The organism is Thioalkalivibrio sp. ARh3 (assembly GCF_000377265.1).
Taxonomy (GTDB): domain Bacteria; phylum Pseudomonadota; class Gammaproteobacteria; order Ectothiorhodospirales; family Ectothiorhodospiraceae; genus Thioalkalivibrio; species Thioalkalivibrio thiocyanoxidans.
Genome location: NZ_KB897953.1, coordinates 60,850 through 80,152 on the forward strand (window position 1 = coordinate 60,850; position 19,303 = coordinate 80,152).

Below are 19,303 nucleotides of genomic sequence, written 5' to 3' on the forward strand. Positions count from 1 at the left end.
GGGTGGCGGAGTCCGGCGAGCTAGAGCCAGGGATGGTGGTGCTGCACGGCAACCATCTGGAGTCGCTGCGTGCCCTGGTGGTCGAGTGGATGCAGCGCGCACCGCTCGGCCCGCTGGAGAACGAGACCCTGCTGGTGCAGAGCAACGGCATGGCGCAGTGGCTGCGCTATGCGCTGGCCGCGCACCCGGATGCCGACCCGCCCGGCTGCGGCATCGCCGCCGCGCTGGACATGCAGTTGCCGTCGCGCTTTGTCTGGTCGGCCTATCGCGCGGTGCTCGGGCTCGAGGCCGTGCCGCTGGAATCCCCGTATGCCAAGCGCCCGCTGATCTGGCGCCTGATGCGCCTGCTGCCGGAGTGTCTGGCGCGCCCCGAGTTCGCCCCGCTGGCGCGCTTTCTCGCCGATGACGACCCGCGTGACGGCGGCGATCTGCGCAAGCGCCACCAGCTCGCCGAGCGCCTGGCCGACCTGTTCGACCAGTATCAGGTCTACCGCGCGGACTGGCTGACGTCCTGGGCCGCCGGGCGCGATGTCCTGCGCGATGCGCGTGGTCGCGAGACCCCGCTGGAAGAGGACGACCGCTGGCAGGCGGCTCTGTGGCGCCTGCTGCGCGAGGACATCGGCGAGGGCGCGGCCGACACCAGCCGGGCCACGGTCCACGCCCGCTACCGCGAGGCCGTGCAGGGCCTGAGCGAGCGCCCGCCGGGGCTGCCGCGGCGGCTGATCGTGTTCGGCATCTCCTCCATGCCCGGGCAGATCCTGGAGGCCCTGGAGGGGCTGGCCGGCGTGTGCCAGATCCTCGTCTGCGTGCACAACCCCTGCGAGCACTACTGGGCCGACATCGTCGCCGACAAGGACCTGCTGCGCGCGACGCGCCAGCGCCAGGCACGCAAGGCCGGCATGCCCAGCGTGCTGGACGACGCCGAGCTGCACCAGCACGCGCACCCGCTGCTGGCCGCCTGGGGCAAACAGGGCCGCGACTACATCGGCCTGCTGGACGAACACGACGACCCCACCGCCTACGACGCCGTGCTGCAGACCCTCGCCTGGAAGCGGGTCGACTACTTCGAGCCGCACGGCGGCGAATGCCTGCTGCACCAGTTGCAGGAGGACATCCGCGAGCTGCGCCCGCTGGGCGAGACCCGCGAGGCCTGGCCGGCGGTGGCGCCGGACGATGACTCCATCCAGTTCCATGTCGCCCATGGCCCGCTGCGCGAGGTGGAGATCTTGCACGACCGGCTGCTCGCGCACTTCGACGCCGACCCGAACCTGCGCCCGCGCGACGTGATCGTGATGGTCCCGGACATCGACGCCTACGCCCCGCATATCGAGGCCGTGTTCGGCCAGCTCCCGCCGGACGACCCGCGCTACATCCCCTACACCCTGTCCGACCAGGGGCCGCGTGGGCGCGACCCGGTGCTGATCGCGCTGGAGCGCCTGCTGTCGCTGCCGGAGAGCCGGATGGGCGTGGCCGAGGTGCTGGACCTGCTGGACGTGCCCGCGCTGCGGCGGCGATTCGGGATTGCGGAGGAAGACCTGACCACGCTGCACCGCTGGGCCGAGGGGTCGGGCGTGCGCTGGGGGCTGGATGCCGAACAGCGCGCGGGGCTCGGCCTGCCGGAGGGCCTGGAGCAGAACACCTGGCGCTTCGGCCTGCGGCGGATGCTGCTGGGCTATGCGTCCGGGGGTGCCGGGGCCTGGCAGGGGCTGGAGCCGTTCGACGAGATCGGCGGGCTGGACGCCGTGCTGCTGGGCCCGATGGATGACCTGATCACCGCGCTGGCCGAGGCCTGGGGCTGGCTGCGCCACGCCCATACCCCCGGCGAATGGAACACCCGGCTGCGCGAGCTGCTGGATACCTTCTTCGCTGGCGAGACCGACGCCGAGCTGTTCACCCTGGGGCGCCTGCGCGAGGCGCTGGACCAGTGGCAGGCCGACTGCGCAGAGGCGGAACTGGACGACCCCCTGCCGCTGGGTGTTGTGCGCGAGCAGTGGCTGGCCAGCCAGGAGGACAGCGGGCTGGGCCAGCGCTTCCTGGCCGGTTCGGTCAACTTCGGCACGCTGATGCCGATGCGCGCGATCCCGTTTCGCATCGTCTGCCTGCTGGGCATGAACGACCTGGACTATCCGCGCAGCCCGACGCCGGTGGACTTCGACCTGATGCGCCGCGACTACCGCCCGGGCGACCGCTCGCGGCGCGAGGACGATCGCTACTTGTTCCTGGAGGCATTGCTGTCCGCGCGGCGACAGCTGCATGTCAGCTGGGTCGGCCACAGCGCGCGCGACAACGAGTCGCAGCCGCCCTCGGTGCTGGTCGCGCAGTTGCGCGATCACCTGGCCGCCGGCTGGCGGCTCCAGGGCGCGGAGGAGGCCGACGGGCAGGCCCGGAAGGAACCTCTACTGGACCACCTGACCACCGTGCACACCCTGCAGCCGTTCTCGCCGGCCAATTTCCCGCCCGACCCGGCCAATGCCCGGCACTTCACCTACGCGCGCGAGTGGGAGGCGGTCCACCACGCCGACGAGACCCCGGTGCAGGACGCACTCGAATTGCCGCCGCCGGACGAAGCGGACGACGAACGCGTGCTGGGCCCGGATACGCTGATGCGCTTCCTGCGCGACCCGGCGGAGGCGTTCTTCCGCCACCGGCTGGGCGTGGTGTTCGATCGCGAGGAGGCCCCGAGCGAGGACCTGGAGCCCTTCACCCTGGCCGGGCTGGAGCAGTGGCAGGTGCGCGAGGCCCTGGTCGCGGCTGCGCTGGATCATGGCGAGGACCCCGAGGCCTGGGGCCCGGTGCTGGAGGCCGAGGCCGCGCGGCTGCAGCGCGCCGGCGCGCTGCCACTGGGTGCGGCCGGCGAGCTGGAGCGCGATGCGATGATTGCCGAGGCCGCACGTCTGCTGGAGCGCATCGGCCTGCGTCTGGCCGCCTGGCCGGAACGGCTGCCGCCGGCGCCCGCCGTGCGTCTGGGACAGGGGGGCTGGACGCTGGAGGGGGCCGCCCCGGCCCTGCGCGGCGGGGCCGGGCAGGCCGTGCTGCTGGATTACACCGTGAGCCGGCTGAGACAGAAAAAGGACTGGCGGGTGGACAAGGTGGCCAAGCCCTGGCTCGACCATCTGCTGGCGAACCAGGGTGCGGGCGAAGGCGGCCGGGTCGCCACCGAGGTGATCGGGCTGGATACCGGGATGCGCCTGCCGGGCGTGGGGCCGGAGCGGGCCCGCGAGCACCTCCGGGCCCTGGTCGAGGGCTGGGTGGCCGGGCTGGAACGCCCGCTACCGGTGGCCTGCGCCACCGCCTTCGCCTGGCTGCAGGCCGAGGCGAAGGACGACCCCGATCCACTGGCGCGGGCCCGCAAGGTGCTGGTCGGGGACGACTTCAACCCGGGGGAATGGGCGCGCAGCCCGGCCCTGGCGCGTGCCTGGCCGGACCCGGAGGCGCTGCTGCAGGATCCGGCGTTCGGCCACTGGCGCGACCGGCTGTACCGGCCCCTGTTCGAGGCGCTGGCCGCCGGGGAGGAAATGGAATGAGTGCAGGCGCGCAGCCGCTGGAGCTGATGGAACTGCCGTTGCACGGCAGCCGCCTGATCGAGGCCAGTGCCGGCACCGGCAAGACCTACACCATCGCCGCGCTGTATCTGCGCCTGGTGCTGGGCCACGGCCAGCTGCCGGAGGGCACCGGCGAGCTGACCCCGCCGCAGATCCTGGTGATGACCTTTACCGAGGCGGCCACCCGCGAGCTGCGCGAGCGCATCCGCGCGGTGCTGGCGCGCGGGGCACGCGTCCTGCGCGGCGAGCCGGCCCCGGCCCACGAGGCGTTGTGGCCGGCGCTGCTGGACGCCTACCCGGAGCCGGCCGCGCGCGCCGGGGCCGCGCGGCGGCTGGAGCTGGCCGCCGAGTGGATGGACGAGGCGGCGGTCTCGACCATCCACTCGTGGTGCTATCGCATGCTGCGCGAGCATGCGTTCGACAGCGGCAGCCTGTTCAACCAGCGCCTGGAGGCGGACCAGAGCGAGCTGCAGGCCGATGCGGCACGCGACTACTGGCGGCGCTTTGTCTACCCGCAGCCGGCGGATCACCTGAAGCTGCTGCGCCAGGCCTTTGGCGAGGGGCCCGACGAGCTGCAGGCCCGGGTGCGGCCGCTTCTGGGCCACCTGACGGACACGGCGGGGCTGGAGCCCTACCGCACGCCGGACGGGCTGTATGCGGAGCTGGCAACGCGCCTCGCGCGCCTGGCCGAGCTGAAGGCCGTCTGGCGCGACGATGCCGCCGAGGTGGAGCGCCAGTTCCGCGAGCTGCTGGCGAACGTGCTGCTCGGCACGAAGTACCAGAAGCCGGACGAGTTGATCGAGGTGATGCACGCCTGGGCCGAGGACCCGGCCGCACTGCTGCCGGACAAGGTCGGCACGACGCCTGTGCTGGAGCGCATGTGCGCGTCCGGGATGGCCGAGCGGCTGAAAAAGGGCAAGTCCCTGCCGGATGACCTGCACCCGGCCTTTACCGCGCTCAATGCCGCCGCCGAGGTCTGCGCGGACGACAGCGAACGCCTGCTGCAGGCGGCGGCCGTGGAGATTGATCTCCAGTTCCGCCAGGCCCAGCGTGTGCGGGTGCAGATGGGGTTCAACGACCTGCTGCTGCGCCTGCGCGATGCCCTGGAGGGTCCCGGTGGCGAGGCGCTGGCCGAGACCCTGCGGCGTCAGTTCCCGGTCGCGCTGGTGGACGAATTCCAGGACACCGACCCGGTGCAGTACCGCATCCTCGAACGCGTCTACCGCATCGAGGACAACCCGGCCGAGCAGGGCCTGCTGCTGATCGGTGACCCGAAGCAGGCGATCTACGGCTTTCGCGGCGCGGACATCCACAGCTACCTGAAGGCGCGTCGCGCGACCGCCGGGCGCCACTACACGCTGCCGCGCAACTTCCGCTCGACCGCGCGCCTGGTCGGCGCGGTAAACCGCCTGTTCGCCCATGCCGACGGCTGGTCGGAGGGTGCGTTCCTGTTTGGCCAGGGCGATGCCGGCGAGCTGCCGTTCCACGCGGTGGACGCCCAGGATCGCGGCGAGCGCCTGGAACAGGACGGAGCCGAGGTGACGGCCCTGACCCTGTGGTGCATGGACCCGGGCACACCGGTCGGCACCGGTGTCTATCGCGAACAGATGGCCACGGCCGCCGCCGAGCAGATGGTGCGGCTGCTCAATGGCGGGACGGACGGGACCTGCGGCTTTCGCAGTGCACAGGCGCTGCGGCCGGTGCGTCCGCGGGATATCGCCGTGCTGGTGCGCAGCAAGGTCGAGGCCCGCATCATGCAGGAGGCGCTGCGCGCGCGGGGGGTGCGCAGCGTGTACCTGTCCGAGGGCGAGTCGGTGTTCGCGACGCCGGAGGCAGGGGACCTGCTGCGCTGGCTGCGGGCCTGTGCCGAGCCGACCAGCGAGCGCCTGCTGCGCGCGGCGCTGGCGACCCCGACGCTGGGACAGTCGCTGGCCGATCTGCACCGGCTGACCACCGACGAGCTGCGCTGGGAGCATCGCGTCGAGCAGTTCCGCGAGTACCGCCGCCTGTGGCAGACGCGCGGCGTGCTGCCGATGCTGCGCCGCCTGCTGCACGACTTCGACGTGCCGCGTCGGCTGTTGGCCAGTGCCGATGGCGAGCGCGCGCTGACCAACCTGCTGCACCTGAGCGAACTCCTGCAGCGCGCGGCCGCGGAGCTGGATGGCGAGCAGGCCCTGATTCGGCACCTGGTGGAGCACCGCGAGGGGGACCGGGCGAAGGCCGACGAGCAGGTGCTGCGCCTGGAGAGCGACGAGGACCTGGTCAAGGTGGTCACGCTGCACAAGTCCAAGGGGCTGGAGTACCCGCTGGTGTTCCTGCCGTTTGTCTGCGCGTTTCGCGCGGTCGACCCGAAGAAGGACGTGCCGCGTATCGATCGCCCGCCGGGCGGCAGGCCACGCTGGATCTTCCATATGGATACCCGTGCCCAGGAGCGTGCCGATCGCGAGCGCCTGGCCGAGGACCTGCGCCTGCTGTATGTGGGCATGACCCGTGCGCGCCACGCCTGCTGGATGGGGCTGGTGCCGATCGTGTCGGGGCGAAGCAAGGAGAACGAGCTGCATCGTAGTGCGGTCGGCTATCTGCTGAATGGCCCGGAGCCGATGCCGAACGGCGAGCTGGAGGACCGGCTGCAGGCGGCCCGTGGCGAAGAGCCCGCGATTGCGATCGAACCCCTGCCCGAGATTTCGGGCGCAGGCGTGCGGCTGGCACAGCAGACGGCACCCCCCGGACGGGCGCGTACCCCGACACGCCCGGTACGCGAGCCCTGGTGGGTGGCCAGCTACAGCGCCATTGCGCACCCGGACGACGCGGATGCGCCGGCGCCGCTGGTTGCCGACCCGGTGGCCCCGGACTCCGCGCTAGAGGACATGCTGCGCGAGAGTGCGGCCGAACCCACTGCTGACTCTCGGACCGGGCATGACCCGTTGCCCGAGGTGCCAGTGGCCGGCGGGTTGCACGACTTCCCGCGTGGCCCGGCGCCGGGGACCTTCCTGCACGGCCTGCTGGAATGGGCAGCCGAGCAGGGCTGGTCGGCCGTGGTTGCCGATCGCGCCCGACTGGACGACGAGGTGCAAAAGCGCTGCGAGCAGCGCGACTGGGGCGACTGGACCCCCGTCGTGCAGGACTGGATGCGCCGGCTGATCACGGCCGAGTACGCGCTGGCCTCCGGTGGTTCGTTCCGCCTGTACGGGCTGGGCGTGTATCAGCCGGAGCTCGAGTTCCTGTTCGAGACACGCTGGCTGCAGAGCCGGCGGCTGGATGCCGCCGTGCGCGAGCAGTTGCTGCCCGGACAGCCCCGGCCGCCGGCGGGCGACCGGCTGCTGAACGGGATGCTCAAGGGCTTTGTCGATCTCGTCTTCGAGCACGAGGGCCGCTATTACGTCGCCGACTACAAGTCCAACTGGCTGGGGCCCGGCCCCGAGGCCTATGTGCCCGAGCGCCTGCGCGACGCCGTGCTGGAACACCGCTACGACCTGCAGCTGGTGATCTACACCCTGGCCCTGCATCGCCAGCTTCAGGCACGGATGCCGGAGTACGACTACGACCGACACATGGGGGGCGGGGTGTACCTGTTTCTGCGCGGGATCGATGCGCCGGGGCGCGGTGTGTTCCATGACTGCCCGCCGCGGGCGCTAATCGAGCAGCTGGACGGCTGGTTTGCCGAGGGGCCGGACCGGCCGCGGGAGGCCCGGGCATGACGGCGGATCGCGCATTGCAGGACACCGGGGCGCTGCTGGATCTGCTCGGGGAGTGGGAGCATGCGGGTTGGCTGCGCGGCGTCGACCGTGTGCTGGTGCGTTTTCTGCGCGAACAGGTGCCCGCCGCACCGCCGCTGACGCTGCTGCTGGCGGCGCTGACCAGCCACCAGGCCGGGCGCGGGCATGTCTGCCTGGACCTCGACGGCCTGCTGGAGGCCCCGGACCGGATGCTGTCGTTGCCGCCGGAGGGCGCGGAGCGGGGACTGCCTCGGCCCTCGGATGTCCTGCGCGGCCTGGACCGCGTGGCACTCGACACCGCGCTGGAGGGGCACCGGATCTGCGGTGTCGACGAGGACGCGGGGACCCCGCTGGTGCGGGCGCAGGATCGGCTGTATCTGCGCCGCTACCGCGAGGCCGAACGCCGGATCGGGGAGGCGGTGGCCGGACGCCTGCGGGAACAGCCGGCCTGGCGCGAGGGACTGGATACGGACGCGCTGCGCACCTGGCTCGATCGGCTGTTCGGTCCGGTCGAGGAGGGCGATGGCGAACCGGACTGGCAGCGCCTGGCCTGCGTACTGGCGGCCGGGTCCGCGTTCAGCGTGATCACCGGCGGGCCGGGCACCGGCAAGACCTACACGGTGCTGCAGCTGCTCGCGCTGCTGCAGGGACTCCAGGGGGAGGGCGAGCCGCTGCGCATCCGTCTGGCGGCGCCGACCGGCAAGGCGGCCGCGCGGCTGAACGCCTCGGTCGCCGGGGCGGTGGACGCGCTGGGGCTGGAACGCTTCCCCGGTGGCGAGCTCCTGCGCGCCGCGATCCCGCGCGAGGTGGTCACACTGCACCGCCTGCTGGGCGCGCGACCCGATACCCGACGCTTCCGCCACGATGCGCGCAATCCGCTGCCGGTGGATGTGCTGGTGGTGGACGAGGCCTCGATGGTGGACCTGGAGCTGATGGCCAGCCTGATGGCCGCGGTGCCGGCCCATGCGCGGCTGGTGCTGCTGGGGGATCGCGACCAGCTCGCCTCGGTGGAGGCCGGGGCGGTGCTGGGCGAGCTGTGCGCGCGGGCCGACGGCGGACATTACACACCGCAGACGGCGGCCTGGCTGCGCGAGGTAGCCGGGCTGGCGCTGCCGGCGCGCTACGTGGACGAGGGCGGGCAGGCACTGGACCAGCATGTGGCGATGCTGCGCCGCAGCCGACGCTTCGGCGCGGACAGCGGGATCGGTCGTCTAGCCGCGGCGGTGAACGACGGCACGGCCGAGGTGACGGGCCACCCGGGCGAGGATGTCCACGCGGCGGTGCTGCAGGGCCCGGACGATCCGGCCCTGCTGCGGCGCGTGCTGGACGGGGCCGGGCATGCCGACGCGGCACCGTTCGGTGTGGTCCGCTATCTGGAGCATTTGACGGCCGGACGCCCGGCATCCCGCGATGCGCGCGGCACGTGGGAGGAATGGGCGCGCGGCACGCTGCGCGAGCACGGGCGCTTCCAGTTGCTGTGCGCCGTGCGCGAGGGGCCCTGGGGTGTGGACCGGATGAACCGCCGCGTCGCCGGGGCGCTGACGGCGCGTGGTGTATTGCAGGCGGAGGGCGTCTGGTACGAGGGCCGCCCGGTGATCGTGACGCGCAACGACTACGCGCTGGGGCTGATCAACGGCGACATCGGCGTGACCCTGCGCGTGCCCGCCTGGCTGGCCCGGGGCGATGCCGAACCGGGCGCGGACGATGCGACGGAAACGGCCCTGCGGGTCGCCTTTGTCGCGGCGGACGGGCATGTGCGCTGGATGATCCCGCAGCGCCTGGAGTCCGTGGAGACGGCATTCGCGCTGACGGTGCACAAGTCCCAGGGCTCGGAGTTCGAGCATGTCGCCTTCCTGATGCCCCCGCCGGAGAGCCCGCTGCTGACGCGCGAGCTGGCCTACACCGCGATCACGCGCGCGAGCGGCTGGCTGAGCCTGTTCGAGCCGGAGGCGGGGGTGCTGCAGCAGGCGAGCCGCCAGCCGACCCGACGCAGCGGCGGCCTGCGCACGTGGTTGTCCCCCTAACCTCGCAGGGCGTCCTTCATGCGGTAAAGGGCGTCCAGGGCCTCGCGCGGGGTCATCTCGTCCGGGTCGAGTGTGTCGAACAGGGCCTTCAGGGCGCGTTCCTCGGGCCTGGGCGGCTCGGGTTCCGGGGTCGCCTCGGCGACCTCGGAGGCGACTGACGCGGGCTCGGGTGTGAACAGGCCCAGTTGTGGCGAATCGGTCGCCGCGGCCCGGTCCTCCAGCTCGCGCAGGTGGGCGCGGGCGAGCTTCAGTACATCGGCTGGCACACCGGCCAGCTGCGCGACCTGCAACCCGTAACTCTGGTTCGCCGGACCTTCGCGGACCTGGTGCAGGAACACGATGCTGTGTTCGTGCTCCATCGCGTCCGTGTGCACGTTGGCCACGGCTGCTTCGCGCTCGGCCAGCGCGGTCAGTTCGAAGTAATGGGTGGCGAACAGGGTCAGCGCGCGGTTGTGGCGCGTCAGGCGCTCGGCGCAGGCCAGGGCGAGGGCCAGCCCGTCGAAGGTGCTGGTGCCGCGGCCGATCTCGTCCATCAGCACCAGGCTCTCCGGGCCCGCGTTGTGCAGGATGTTCGCGGCCTCGGTCATCTCCACCATGAACGTCGAGCGCCCCGAGGTCAGGTCGTCGGAGGCGCCGATGCGCGTGAAGATGCGGTCCACCGGGCCGATCTGCGCACGCGCGGCGGGCACGAAGCTGCCCATGCAGGCGAGCAGCACGATCAGCGCGGTCTGGCGCATGTAGGTGGACTTGCCGCCCATGTTGGGGCCGGTGATCACCAGCAGCCGGCGCGTTTCCGGATCCAGCTCGGTGTCGTTGGCGACGAACGGGGTGTCGAGCCCGGCCTCGACCACCGGGTGCCGGCCCTGCTCGATATGGATGCCGGGTTCGCCGACCAGCTCCGGGCAGTGCCAGTCGAGGCGGGCGGCGCGCTCGGCCAGGCAGGCGAGCACGTCCAGCTCGGCCACGGCGTCCGCAATGGTGCGCAGGCGCGGGGCACGCGCCTGCAGGTCGGCGATCAGATCGTCGAACAGCGCGCGCTCGCGGAGCATGGCCTGCTCGCGGGCGGACAGGATCTCGTCCTCGAAGCGCTTGAGTTCCTCGGTGGTGTAGCGCTCGGCGTTCTTCAGCGTCTGACGGCGCATGAAGCGGCCGGGGAGCTCGGCCGATCGGCTGCGCGAGACCTCGATGTAGTACCCGTGCACGCGGTTGTACGCGACCTTGAGCGTGGGGATGCCGGTGGCCTCGCGTTCGCGGGCCTCGATCTCGCGCAGGAAGGTATCGGCGTCGCTTTCCAGCGCGCGCAGGCGATCCAGCTCGGGGTCGTAGCCCGCGCGGATCATGCCGCCGTCGGTTACGCGCAGCGGGGGCTCCTCCACCAGGGCGGCGCCGAGTCGGGCGGTCAGCTCATCCTCTGGCGCCAGCGCCGCATGCAGCGCGGACAGGCGTTCGGCGGCATCGGCCAGCGGCGCCAGGGCCGCGTGCAGGGCCGGCAGGCGTTCCAGGCTGGCGAGCAGGGCGGTCAGGTCGCGCGGGCGCGCGCTGCCCAGCACGATGCGCGAGAGGATGCGTTCGCTGTCGGCACTGCCGGCCAGGGCGTCGCGGATCGGGGTGACGGCCTCCTGCTCCAGCAGGGCGGTGATCGCGGTCTGGCGCTCGCGGATGATCGCGCGCTCGCGCAGCGGCTGGTGCAGCCACTGCATCAGGCGGCGGGCGCCCATCGCGGATTGCGTCGTGTCCAGCAGGGCGAGCAGGGAGCCGCGGCGCTCGCCCGTCAGGGTGCGCGTGAGTTCCAGGTTGCGGCGGGTGGCCGGGTCCAGTACCAGCATCTGGCTGCGCAGCTCGTGCGCCAGGCTGGTGATGTGGGCGAGGTCACCGCGATGGCGGTTCTGTACGTAGGCGAGCAGGGCCCCGGCGGCGGCGATGCCCAGGTCCAGTCCCTCGCAGCCAAAGCCGGACAGGTCGCGGGTGCCGAAATGGGTGATCAGCAGGCGATGGGCGGAGACGGCGTCGAAATGCCAGTCGGCGTGGCGCTGGGGGGCGAAGGGCTCGGTGCCCGGGATCGCACCCGCCTGGTCCGGTACGAGCAGCTCCACCGGGTCGAGCCGCGCCAGTTCGGCGGCCAGCTCCGTTTCGTCACCGACCTCCAGTACACGGAACTGGCCGCTGGCGAACTCCAGGCTGGCGATGCCGTAGCCGGACTTGCGGCCCTTCACGGCGGCAGAGGCGGCCGGGCAGACGGCGACCAGCCGGTTCACCTGGCGGGCATCCAGCAGGGCCTCCTCGGTGACCGTGCCCGGGGTCACGATGCGCACGACTTCGCGCTTGACCGGACCCTTCTGCGCGCCAACGGTGCCGGTCTGCTCGCAGATCGCCACGCTCTCGCCCATCTTCAGCAGGCGGGCCAGGTAGCTCTCCAGCGTGTGCACCGGGATCCCGGCCATCGGGATCGGCTGACCGGCCGATTCGCCGCGCCGGGTCAGGGTGATGTCGAGCAGTCCCGCCGCCCGCTCGGCGTCGTCGTAGAACAGCTCGTAGAAGTCCCCCATGCGGTAAAGCAGCAACGTATCCGGGTACTCGGCCTTGATGGCCAGGTACTGCTGCATCATCGGGGTATGGGCGGAGAGGGGCTCGGCGGTGCTCATCGGTTCGGCTGCGGTCGATCCGGGCAAACGCGCAGTATACGGATGCGCGGCCCCGTGTGGCAGGTGCACCATCACGGGACGTGATATGCCACACTCGGGTGGAGTCATGGAGGATGCGCATGCTGGGAGAAGATGACCGCCGGGGCTTCCGGCGCATGCAGGTCGACACCCCCGCACGAGTGACCTGGATGGCGACCGGTGCGGTGGACGAGGTGCGGCTGGAGGACCTTTCGGCCAGCGGCTGTGCCTTTCGCTGGCCCCATGCGCCACAGGCGGGCGAGCGTGTGAGCATCGCGGTTAACAGCCCGGACGGGCGACTGGCCGCCCTGGAGCGGGCCGGCCAGGTGGTGCGCAGCGAGCCCCTGGGCGACGATCGGGTGATCTGGCGCGTGGCCATTGCCTTTGACAGCGAGGGGTGATCCGGACATGGAAGCGGAACCGACATCGATTGTGAGCCCGCACGAGCCCGATCTGGCCGGGCTGTCTGCGCTGGTCTACGACCTGGGCGAGCGGCTGCTCGCCAGCGAGCGCAAGCTGTGCACCATCGAGTCCTGCACCGGCGGCGGGATTGCCCAGGCGATTACCGATGTCCCGGGCAGCTCGGGCTGGTTCGAGTGCGGCTGGGTGGCGTACTCGAATGCGGCGAAGACGCGGATGGTCGGGGTGCCCGCCGAGCTGATCGAGCAGCATGGCGCGGTCAGCGAGGCCGTGGCGCGCGCGATGGTCGAGGGCGGGCTCGCCCAATGCGATGCCGACCTGGCGCTCTCGGTGACCGGCATTGCCGGCCCCGGTGGCGGGACGGCGGACAAGCCGGTGGGCACCGTCTGCTTCGGCTGGCAGCAACGCGGGCAGGACGCACGCGTCGAGACGCTGCATTTCGACGGCGAGCGCCACCAGGTGCGCCTGCGGACGATGTTGCACGCCTTGAGCGCCTTGCTGGCGCACGAGGCGGCCTGACGCCTCCACCGTTCCCCGGGGCATGGTGCCCCGGTGATCCCCTTCGAGCCGTGAACCCGGGTTGGGTCGCTCCCCGCCCTGTGGGATACTGCGGCCCCGTATCTGCCCCGGGCAACGGGTCGGAAACCATCGCTGCAAGCATCGGGAGGCATACCGTGGACGAGAATCGCAAGAAGGCCCTGACCGCCGCACTGGGGCAGATCGAACGCCAATTCGGCAAGGGCGCGGTGATGCGCATGGGCGATCAGCAGGCGGTCGACGTGCCGGCCGTGTCCACGGGCTCCCTGGCGCTGGATATCGCGCTGGGCATCGGTGGCGTGCCGCGCGGGCGCGTGGTCGAGATCTACGGGCCGGAGTCCTCGGGCAAGACGACCCTGACCCTGCAGGTGGTGGCGGAGGCGCAGAAGCTGGGCGGTACCGCCGCGTTCGTGGATGCCGAGCACGCGCTGGACCCGACCTACGCCGAGAAGCTGGGCGTGAACGTGGACGATTTGCTGGTCTCGCAGCCGGATACCGGCGAACAGGCGCTGGAGATCGCCGACATGCTGGTGCGCTCCGGCGCGGTGGATGTGGTGATTGTCGATTCCGTGGCGGCGCTGACGCCGAAGGCGGAGATCGAGGGCGAGATGGGCGACTCCCACGTCGGCCTGCAGGCGCGTCTGATGTCGCAGGCCCTGCGCAAGCTGACCGCCAACATCAAGCGTTCCAATACGTTGGTGATCTTCATCAACCAGATCCGCATGAAGATCGGCGTGATGTTCGGCAGCCCCGAGACCACCACCGGCGGCAACGCGCTCAAGTTCTACTCCTCCGTGCGCATGGATATCCGTCGCATTGGCGCGATCAAGAAGGGCGACGAGGTGATCGGCAACGAGACCCGCGTGAAGGTCGTGAAGAACAAGATGGCGCCCCCGTTCAAGGAGGCCTACTTCGAGATCCTCTACGGCGAGGGCATCTCGCGGGTCGGCGAGATCATCGAGATGGGCGTGAAGGAAGGCCTGATCGACAAGGCCGGCGCCTGGTACAGCTACAACGGCGAGCGGATTGGTCAGGGCAAGGAGAACGCCCGCCAGTACCTGAAGGACAACCCGCACATCGCCGAGGAAGTCGAGAAGACCCTGCGCGACCGCCTGCTGCCGAAGCGCAACAAGGCCCCGGCCGAGGACGCGCCGGCCGATGCCCCGGTCGAGGAGCAAGGCTGACCCGGCCGACCCCGAGGCCGCGCTGGAGGCGGGCCTGCGGTTGCTGGTCCGGCGCGAACACTCCGCGCTGGAACTGGCCCGCAAGCTCACCGAGCGCGGCTTCGAGCGGGATGCGGTCGATACCGCGCTCGAGCGCGCGCGCGAGCTCGACTACCTGAGCGACACCCGCTACGCCGACTTCATCGCCCGCCACCGCACGGAGCAGGGCTACGGTGAACAGCGCATCCGCGCCGAGCTCGCCCACAACGGTATCGGCAGCGATACCGTCAACGCCGCCCTCGAGGCCCTGGAGGTGGACTGGACCGACCAGGCCCGCGGCCAGCTCGAACGCCACTTCCGCCACCCCCCCGCGACCCGCGAGGACGAGGCCCGCTACTTGCGTCACCTCGCCGGCCGCGGCTTCCCCGGCGGCGTCGCCCACCAGGCCCTCGCCGCCTGGAAGGAATCATCATCCATGGACTGATGTGGGAGCGGGCTTGCCCGCGAATGCTCCTGCGTTTTTCGCGGGCAAGCCCGCTCCCACAAACATGGCCCGAAGGCGGGGGCGGCAATACGCGGGTTGGGGGCTTGCGTGATAGGATTCCGGTTTTGACCCCATATCCAACCGGAACCGCATGAAAAGCGCCGACATTCGCCGGAGTTTCCTCGAATTCTTCGAAGGGCATGGTCATACGATCGTGCCCTCCAGCCCGCTGGTACCGGGGAACGACCCCACGTTGCTGTTCACTAATGCGGGGATGGTGCAGTTCAAGGATGTGTTCCTCGGCCGCGAGAAGCGCCCGTACAGCCGCGCGGTGTCCAGCCAGCGCTGCGTGCGCGCCGGCGGCAAGCACAACGACCTCGAGAACGTTGGCTATACCGCACGGCATCACACCTTCTTCGAAATGCTGGGCAACTTCAGCTTCGGCGACTACTTCAAGCGCGATGCGATCCACTACGCCTGGCAGTTCCTGACCGAGACCATCGGCCTGCCGCCGGAAAAGCTGTGGGTCACGGTCTACGAGACCGACGACGACGCCTACAACGTCTGGGCGAACGAGATCCAGGTCCCGGCCGAGCGCATCGTGCGCATTGGCGACAAGCCCGACGGCGGTTCCGACAACTTCTGGCAGATGGGCGACACCGGCCCCTGCGGCCCCTGCACCGAGGTCTTCTACGACCACGGCCCGGAGGTCGAGGGCGGCCCGCCCGGCTCCCCGGACGAGGACGGCGACCGCTACATCGAGATCTGGAATCTGGTGTTCATGCAGTACGACCGCGACGCGGACGGTACGCTGAACCCGCTGCCGCGCCCGTCGGTGGATACCGGCATGGGCCTGGAGCGCCTGGCCGCGGTGCTGCAGGGCGTGCACTCCAACTACGAGATCGACCTGTTCCAGGACCTGATCGCGGCCGCCGCGCGCGTGACCGGGGCGAAGGAGAGCGATTCAGCCTCGCTGCGCGTGATCGCCGACCACATCCGTTCCATCGCCTTCCTGATTACTGACGGCGTGCTGCCGTCGAACGAGGGCCGTGGCTACGTGCTGCGCCGCATCATCCGCCGCGCCGCGCGCCACGGATTCAAGATGGGCGCGCAGGACGCCTTCCTCTACCAGATGGTCGGCGACCTGGTGCGTGTGATGGGCGAGGCCTTCCCGGAGCTGGCCGAGGCGCAGGCCCAGGTCGAGAAGGTGCTGGAGAAGGAGGAACGCAAGTTCCTGGAGACGCTCGACAAGGGCATGAAGATCCTCGAGGACGACCTGCGCGATCTCGAGGGCAAGGTGATCCCGGGCGAGACCATCTTCCTGCTGTATGACACCTACGGCTTCCCGGTGGACCTGACCGGCGACATCGCGCGCGAGCGCGGTCTGGAACTGGACATGGCGGGCTTCGAGTCCGCGATGGCCGACCAGCGCGCCCGGGCCCGCGCCGCGAGTCACTTTTCCATGGACCATGGCGGCCTGCCGCAGGTCGATGTCGAAACCACATTCTCCGGCTACGAGACGGTCGACGACGAGGGCCGCGTGGTCGCGCTGTACCAGAACGGCGAGCCGGTCGAACGACTCGAGGTCGGCGCCGAGGGCCTGGTGGTGCTGGACCGCACGCCGTTCTACGGCGAGTCCGGTGGCCAGGTCGGCGATGTCGGTACGCTCAGCGGTTCCGGCGTGCGCTTCCAGGTCGCCGATACCCGCAAGCAGGGTGCGGCGCATATCCATGTCGGCCAGGTGCGCGCCGGCACGCTGGAGCTCGGTCAGACGCTGCAGGCCGCGGTGGAAGGTCCGCGCCGCGAGAACATCCGCCGTCACCACTCGGCCACGCACCTGCTGCACAAGGCCCTGCGCGACCAGCTGGGCGATCACGTACAGCAGAAGGGCTCGCTGGTGGATGCCGAGCGCCTGCGTTTTGACTTTACCCATATGGAGCCGCTGACCGACGAGCAGATCCGCTCCATCGAGGCACAGGTCAACGCCGAGATCCTGGCCAACGAGGCCACCGATACCCGCGTGATGGACATCGAGTCGGCGATGGAGTCCGGCGCGGTCGCGCTGTTTGGCGAGAAGTACGGCGACCAGGTGCGGGTGCTGAAGATCGGCACTTCCGTGGAGCTGTGCGGCGGTACGCACGTGGACCGCACCGGCGATATCGGACTGTTCCGCATCACCTCCGAGGGCGGGGTGGCCGCCGGTATCCGCCGCATCGAGGCGGTGGCCGGCGAGGTCGCCCTGCGCTGGGTGGACGAGCAGCTCGGGTATCTGGACGCGATCGCCGACCGCCTGCGCGCCGGGCGCGGCGAGGCGGCCGACAAGGTGGCCCAGCTGCAGGAGCGCTCGCGCGAACTGGAAAAGCAGATCGACCAGCTCAAGGGCAAGCTGGCCAGCCAGGCCGGCAGTGATCTGGCCTCGCAGGCGCAGGAGGTCGGCGGGGTTCAGGTGCTGGCCGCGAAGGTCGAGGGCGTGGAGCCCAAGGCCCTGCGTGACATGGTCGACCAGCTCAAACAGAAGCTGGGGCAGGCCGTGGTGGTGCTGGGCACCGCCACCGGCGAGGGCAAGGTCAGTCTGGTGGCCGGGGTGACCAAGGCCGAGACCGAGCGCTTCAAGGCGGGCGACCTGGTGGGTCACGTCGCGGCGCAGGTGGACGGCAAGGGCGGCGGCCGCCCGGACATGGCGATGGCCGGCGGTCAGAGCCCGGACAAGCTGGAGGCCGCGCTGGCCTCGGTCGCCGACTGGGTGCGCGAACGCGCCTGAAGCGGATTCGTCATCGCAGGGCGCACAGTTCCGCCGCGTCCGGCTTGAGCGTCCCCGGCCCTGGCTTGGTATTGGGGGTGCGTCCGGGGATTGCCACGGCCCCTGCGGGGCCTCGCAATGACGACCTGAATGATGTTTAATGCGCCGCCTTTCCGGGTGGCGGTGAATGGAATCTGTCAATGGCGTTGCTGGTACTGAAATTCGGGGGCACCTCGGTGGGCACCACCGAGCGCATCCAGGCGGTCGCGGAGCGGGCGCTGAAACTGCGCGAGCAGGGGCACCAACTGGTGATCGTCGTCTCCGCGATGAGCGGCGAGACGGATCGCCTGCTGGGGCTCGCCCATGCGCTGAATCCTCGGGCCGATGGCCGCGAGCTGGACGTGCTGCTGTCCACCGGCGAGCAGGTCACGATCGCCCTGCTGTCGATGGCGCTGGAGGCGCAGGGCTGCCCGTCGCGCTCCTATACCGGGGCCCAGGTCACGATTCGTACCGACAGCGCGCACAACAAGGCACGGATCCGCAGTATCGACGATGCCCGTGTGCGAGCGGACCTGGAGGCGGGTCGGGTGGTCGTCGTGGCCGGGTTCCAGGGTGTGGACGAGCACGGCGCAATCACCACGCTGGGTCGCGGCGGTTCGGATACCACGGCGGTGGCGCTGGCCGCCGCGCTGAAGGCCGACGAGTGCCGGATCTACACGGATGTGGACGGCGTCTATACCACCGATCCGCGCCTGGTGCCGAATGCGCGACGCCTGCACAGTGTCACCTTCGAGGAGATGCTGGAGATGGCGAGCCTCGGTTCCAAGGTGCTGCAGATCCGCGCAGTGGAATTTGCTGGCAAGTACAACGTCCCTCTTAGAGTGCTGTCCTCGTTCGAGGAAGGACCGGGGACCCTGATTACCACGGAGGAGGATGCGCAGGTGGAACAGGCGCTGGTTGCGGGTATCGCGTTCAATCAGAACGAGGCCCAGCTGACGGTTCAGGGCGTCCCCGATCAGCCGGGGGTCGCGCATCGCATCCTCGGCCCGATCGCGGAGGCCAATATCGAGGTGGACATGATCGTGCAGAACGTGGGCGCGGATCAGACCACCGATTTCACGTTCACGGTCCACCGCAACGACTATGACAAGGCGCTCGCGATCCTGCAGGATGCCTGCAAGGCCCTGAACGCGCGCAAGGTCTCCGGGGATACCCACATCGTGAAGATCTCGGTGGTCGGGGTCGGGATGCGTTCGCATGCCGGGATTGCCAGCAAGATGTTCCAGGCACTCTCGCGCGAGACGATCAACATCCGGATGATTTCCACCTCCGAGATCAAGATCTCGGTGGTCGTGGATGAGAAGTACCTCGAACTTGCAGTACGCGCTCTGCATGATGCCTTTGAACTTGAGCATGAACCTGTCGGTCAACAGGAGGACGGTTAAGGATGACAGACCGTAAAACGGTTACCGGACGACCGACTGCGTCCGACACAGGCACTGCGGAGAAGAGCATGCTCATTTTGACTCGACGTGTGGGCGAGACCCTCATGATCGGCGAGGACGTTTCCGTCACCGTCCTGGGGGTCAAGGGCAATCAGGTTCGTATCGGGATCAACGCGCCTCAGGACGTCGCCGTCCACCGTGAGGAGATATTCCAGCGTATTCAGCGTGAATCCAACGTGGCGGACGATGATCAGGGCTCGTCTGGCGGTGGGTCCGCACCGGGAGGGAGCGTGGCGGCTTCCTCGCGCGACGACTGACGAGGGTTGCCAGGCCCGGCGGTCCCAGCGACCGCCGGGCCTTTTCTTTATGGGCACAAGTCCGTATGCTGTGCCGCGCATTCCGGAGAGTTGGCCGAGTGGTCGAAGGCGCTCCCCTGCTAAGGGAGTATGGGTCAAAAGCCCATCGAGGGTTCGAATCCCTCACTCTCCGCCAGATCCAGCAAAGGGGCCCGAGTGGCCCCTTTCGCATGTCTGGCCCCCGAGGTATCGGGATTCGAACCCGAGATATAGAAA

At 70.1% G+C, this 19,303-nt stretch carries 11 protein-coding genes and 1 tRNA gene; 11 read left to right on the forward strand and 1 reads right to left on the reverse strand.

Going from position 1 to position 19,303, the window contains the following annotated elements; all coding sequences use genetic code 11:
* Positions 1-2 precede the first annotated feature (2 nt).
* The 3 genes from recC to recD are packed head-to-tail and all read left to right on the forward strand — an operon-like array spanning position 3 to position 9,282.
* Complete coding sequence (gene recC, locus C995_RS0112505; RefSeq protein WP_026279112.1) at positions 3-3,524, forward strand: exodeoxyribonuclease V subunit gamma; 3,522 nt, start codon at positions 3-5, stop codon at positions 3,522-3,524.
* Positions 3,521-7,240 (forward strand): exodeoxyribonuclease V subunit beta, encoded by a 3,720-nt coding sequence (gene recB, locus C995_RS0112510; protein WP_018865266.1) that lies wholly within the window; start codon positions 3,521-3,523, stop codon positions 7,238-7,240. Before recC ends, recB begins: the two co-directional genes overlap by 4 nt.
* Positions 7,237-9,282 carry an exodeoxyribonuclease V subunit alpha gene (gene recD, locus C995_RS0112515; protein ID WP_018865267.1) on the forward strand — a complete coding sequence of 682 codons (2,046 nt, stop codon included), beginning with the start codon at positions 7,237-7,239 and terminating at the stop codon, positions 9,280-9,282. Before recB ends, recD begins: the two co-directional genes overlap by 4 nt.
* On the opposite strand, the gene mutS is transcribed toward recD, so the two are convergent.
* Positions 9,279-11,924 (reverse strand): DNA mismatch repair protein MutS, encoded by a 2,646-nt coding sequence (gene mutS / locus C995_RS0112520; protein ID WP_018865268.1) that lies wholly within the window; start codon positions 11,922-11,924, stop codon positions 9,279-9,281. The genes recD and mutS overlap by 4 nt on opposite strands.
* A gap of 119 nt (positions 11,925-12,043) precedes the next feature.
* On the opposite strand from mutS, the gene C995_RS0112525 reads away from it, so the two are divergent.
* The 8 genes from C995_RS0112525 to C995_RS0112560 all read left to right on the forward strand — a co-directional run bounded on the left by C995_RS0112525 (position 12,044) and on the right by C995_RS0112560 (position 19,223).
* The gene (locus tag C995_RS0112525; protein ID WP_019624484.1) at positions 12,044-12,343 is read left to right on the forward strand and encodes a PilZ domain-containing protein; all 300 of its coding nucleotides are present in this window, start codon (positions 12,044-12,046) and stop codon (positions 12,341-12,343) included.
* Between the two features lie 7 nt (positions 12,344-12,350).
* Positions 12,351-12,881: a CinA family protein gene (locus C995_RS0112530; RefSeq protein ID WP_018865270.1), complete on the forward strand. Its 531-nt coding sequence runs from the start codon at positions 12,351-12,353 to the stop codon at positions 12,879-12,881.
* A gap of 155 nt (positions 12,882-13,036) precedes the next feature.
* Entirely contained in the window at positions 13,037-14,083 is a 1,047-nt protein-coding gene (recA, locus tag C995_RS0112535) for a recombinase RecA (protein ID WP_018865271.1), read from the forward strand.
* Complete coding sequence (locus tag C995_RS0112540; protein ID WP_018865272.1) at positions 14,058-14,546, forward strand: regulatory protein RecX; 489 nt, start codon at positions 14,058-14,060, stop codon at positions 14,544-14,546. Before recA ends, C995_RS0112540 begins: the two co-directional genes overlap by 26 nt.
* Before the next feature lie 151 nt (positions 14,547-14,697).
* Positions 14,698-17,307: an alanine--tRNA ligase gene (gene alaS, locus C995_RS0112545; protein ID WP_018865273.1), complete on the forward strand. Its 2,610-nt coding sequence runs from the start codon at positions 14,698-14,700 to the stop codon at positions 17,305-17,307.
* Between the two features lie 179 nt (positions 17,308-17,486).
* Positions 17,487-18,731 carry an aspartate kinase gene (locus C995_RS0112550; protein ID WP_018865274.1) on the forward strand — a complete coding sequence of 415 codons (1,245 nt, stop codon included), beginning with the start codon at positions 17,487-17,489 and terminating at the stop codon, positions 18,729-18,731.
* A 68-nt stretch (positions 18,732-18,799) separates the two neighbouring features.
* Positions 18,800-19,048 (forward strand): carbon storage regulator CsrA, encoded by a 249-nt coding sequence (csrA, locus tag C995_RS0112555; protein ID WP_018865275.1) that lies wholly within the window; start codon positions 18,800-18,802, stop codon positions 19,046-19,048.
* 84 nt (positions 19,049-19,132) lie between these two features.
* Positions 19,133-19,223 (forward strand) — tRNA-Ser (locus tag C995_RS0112560).
* Positions 19,224-19,303: the final 80 nt, after the last annotated feature.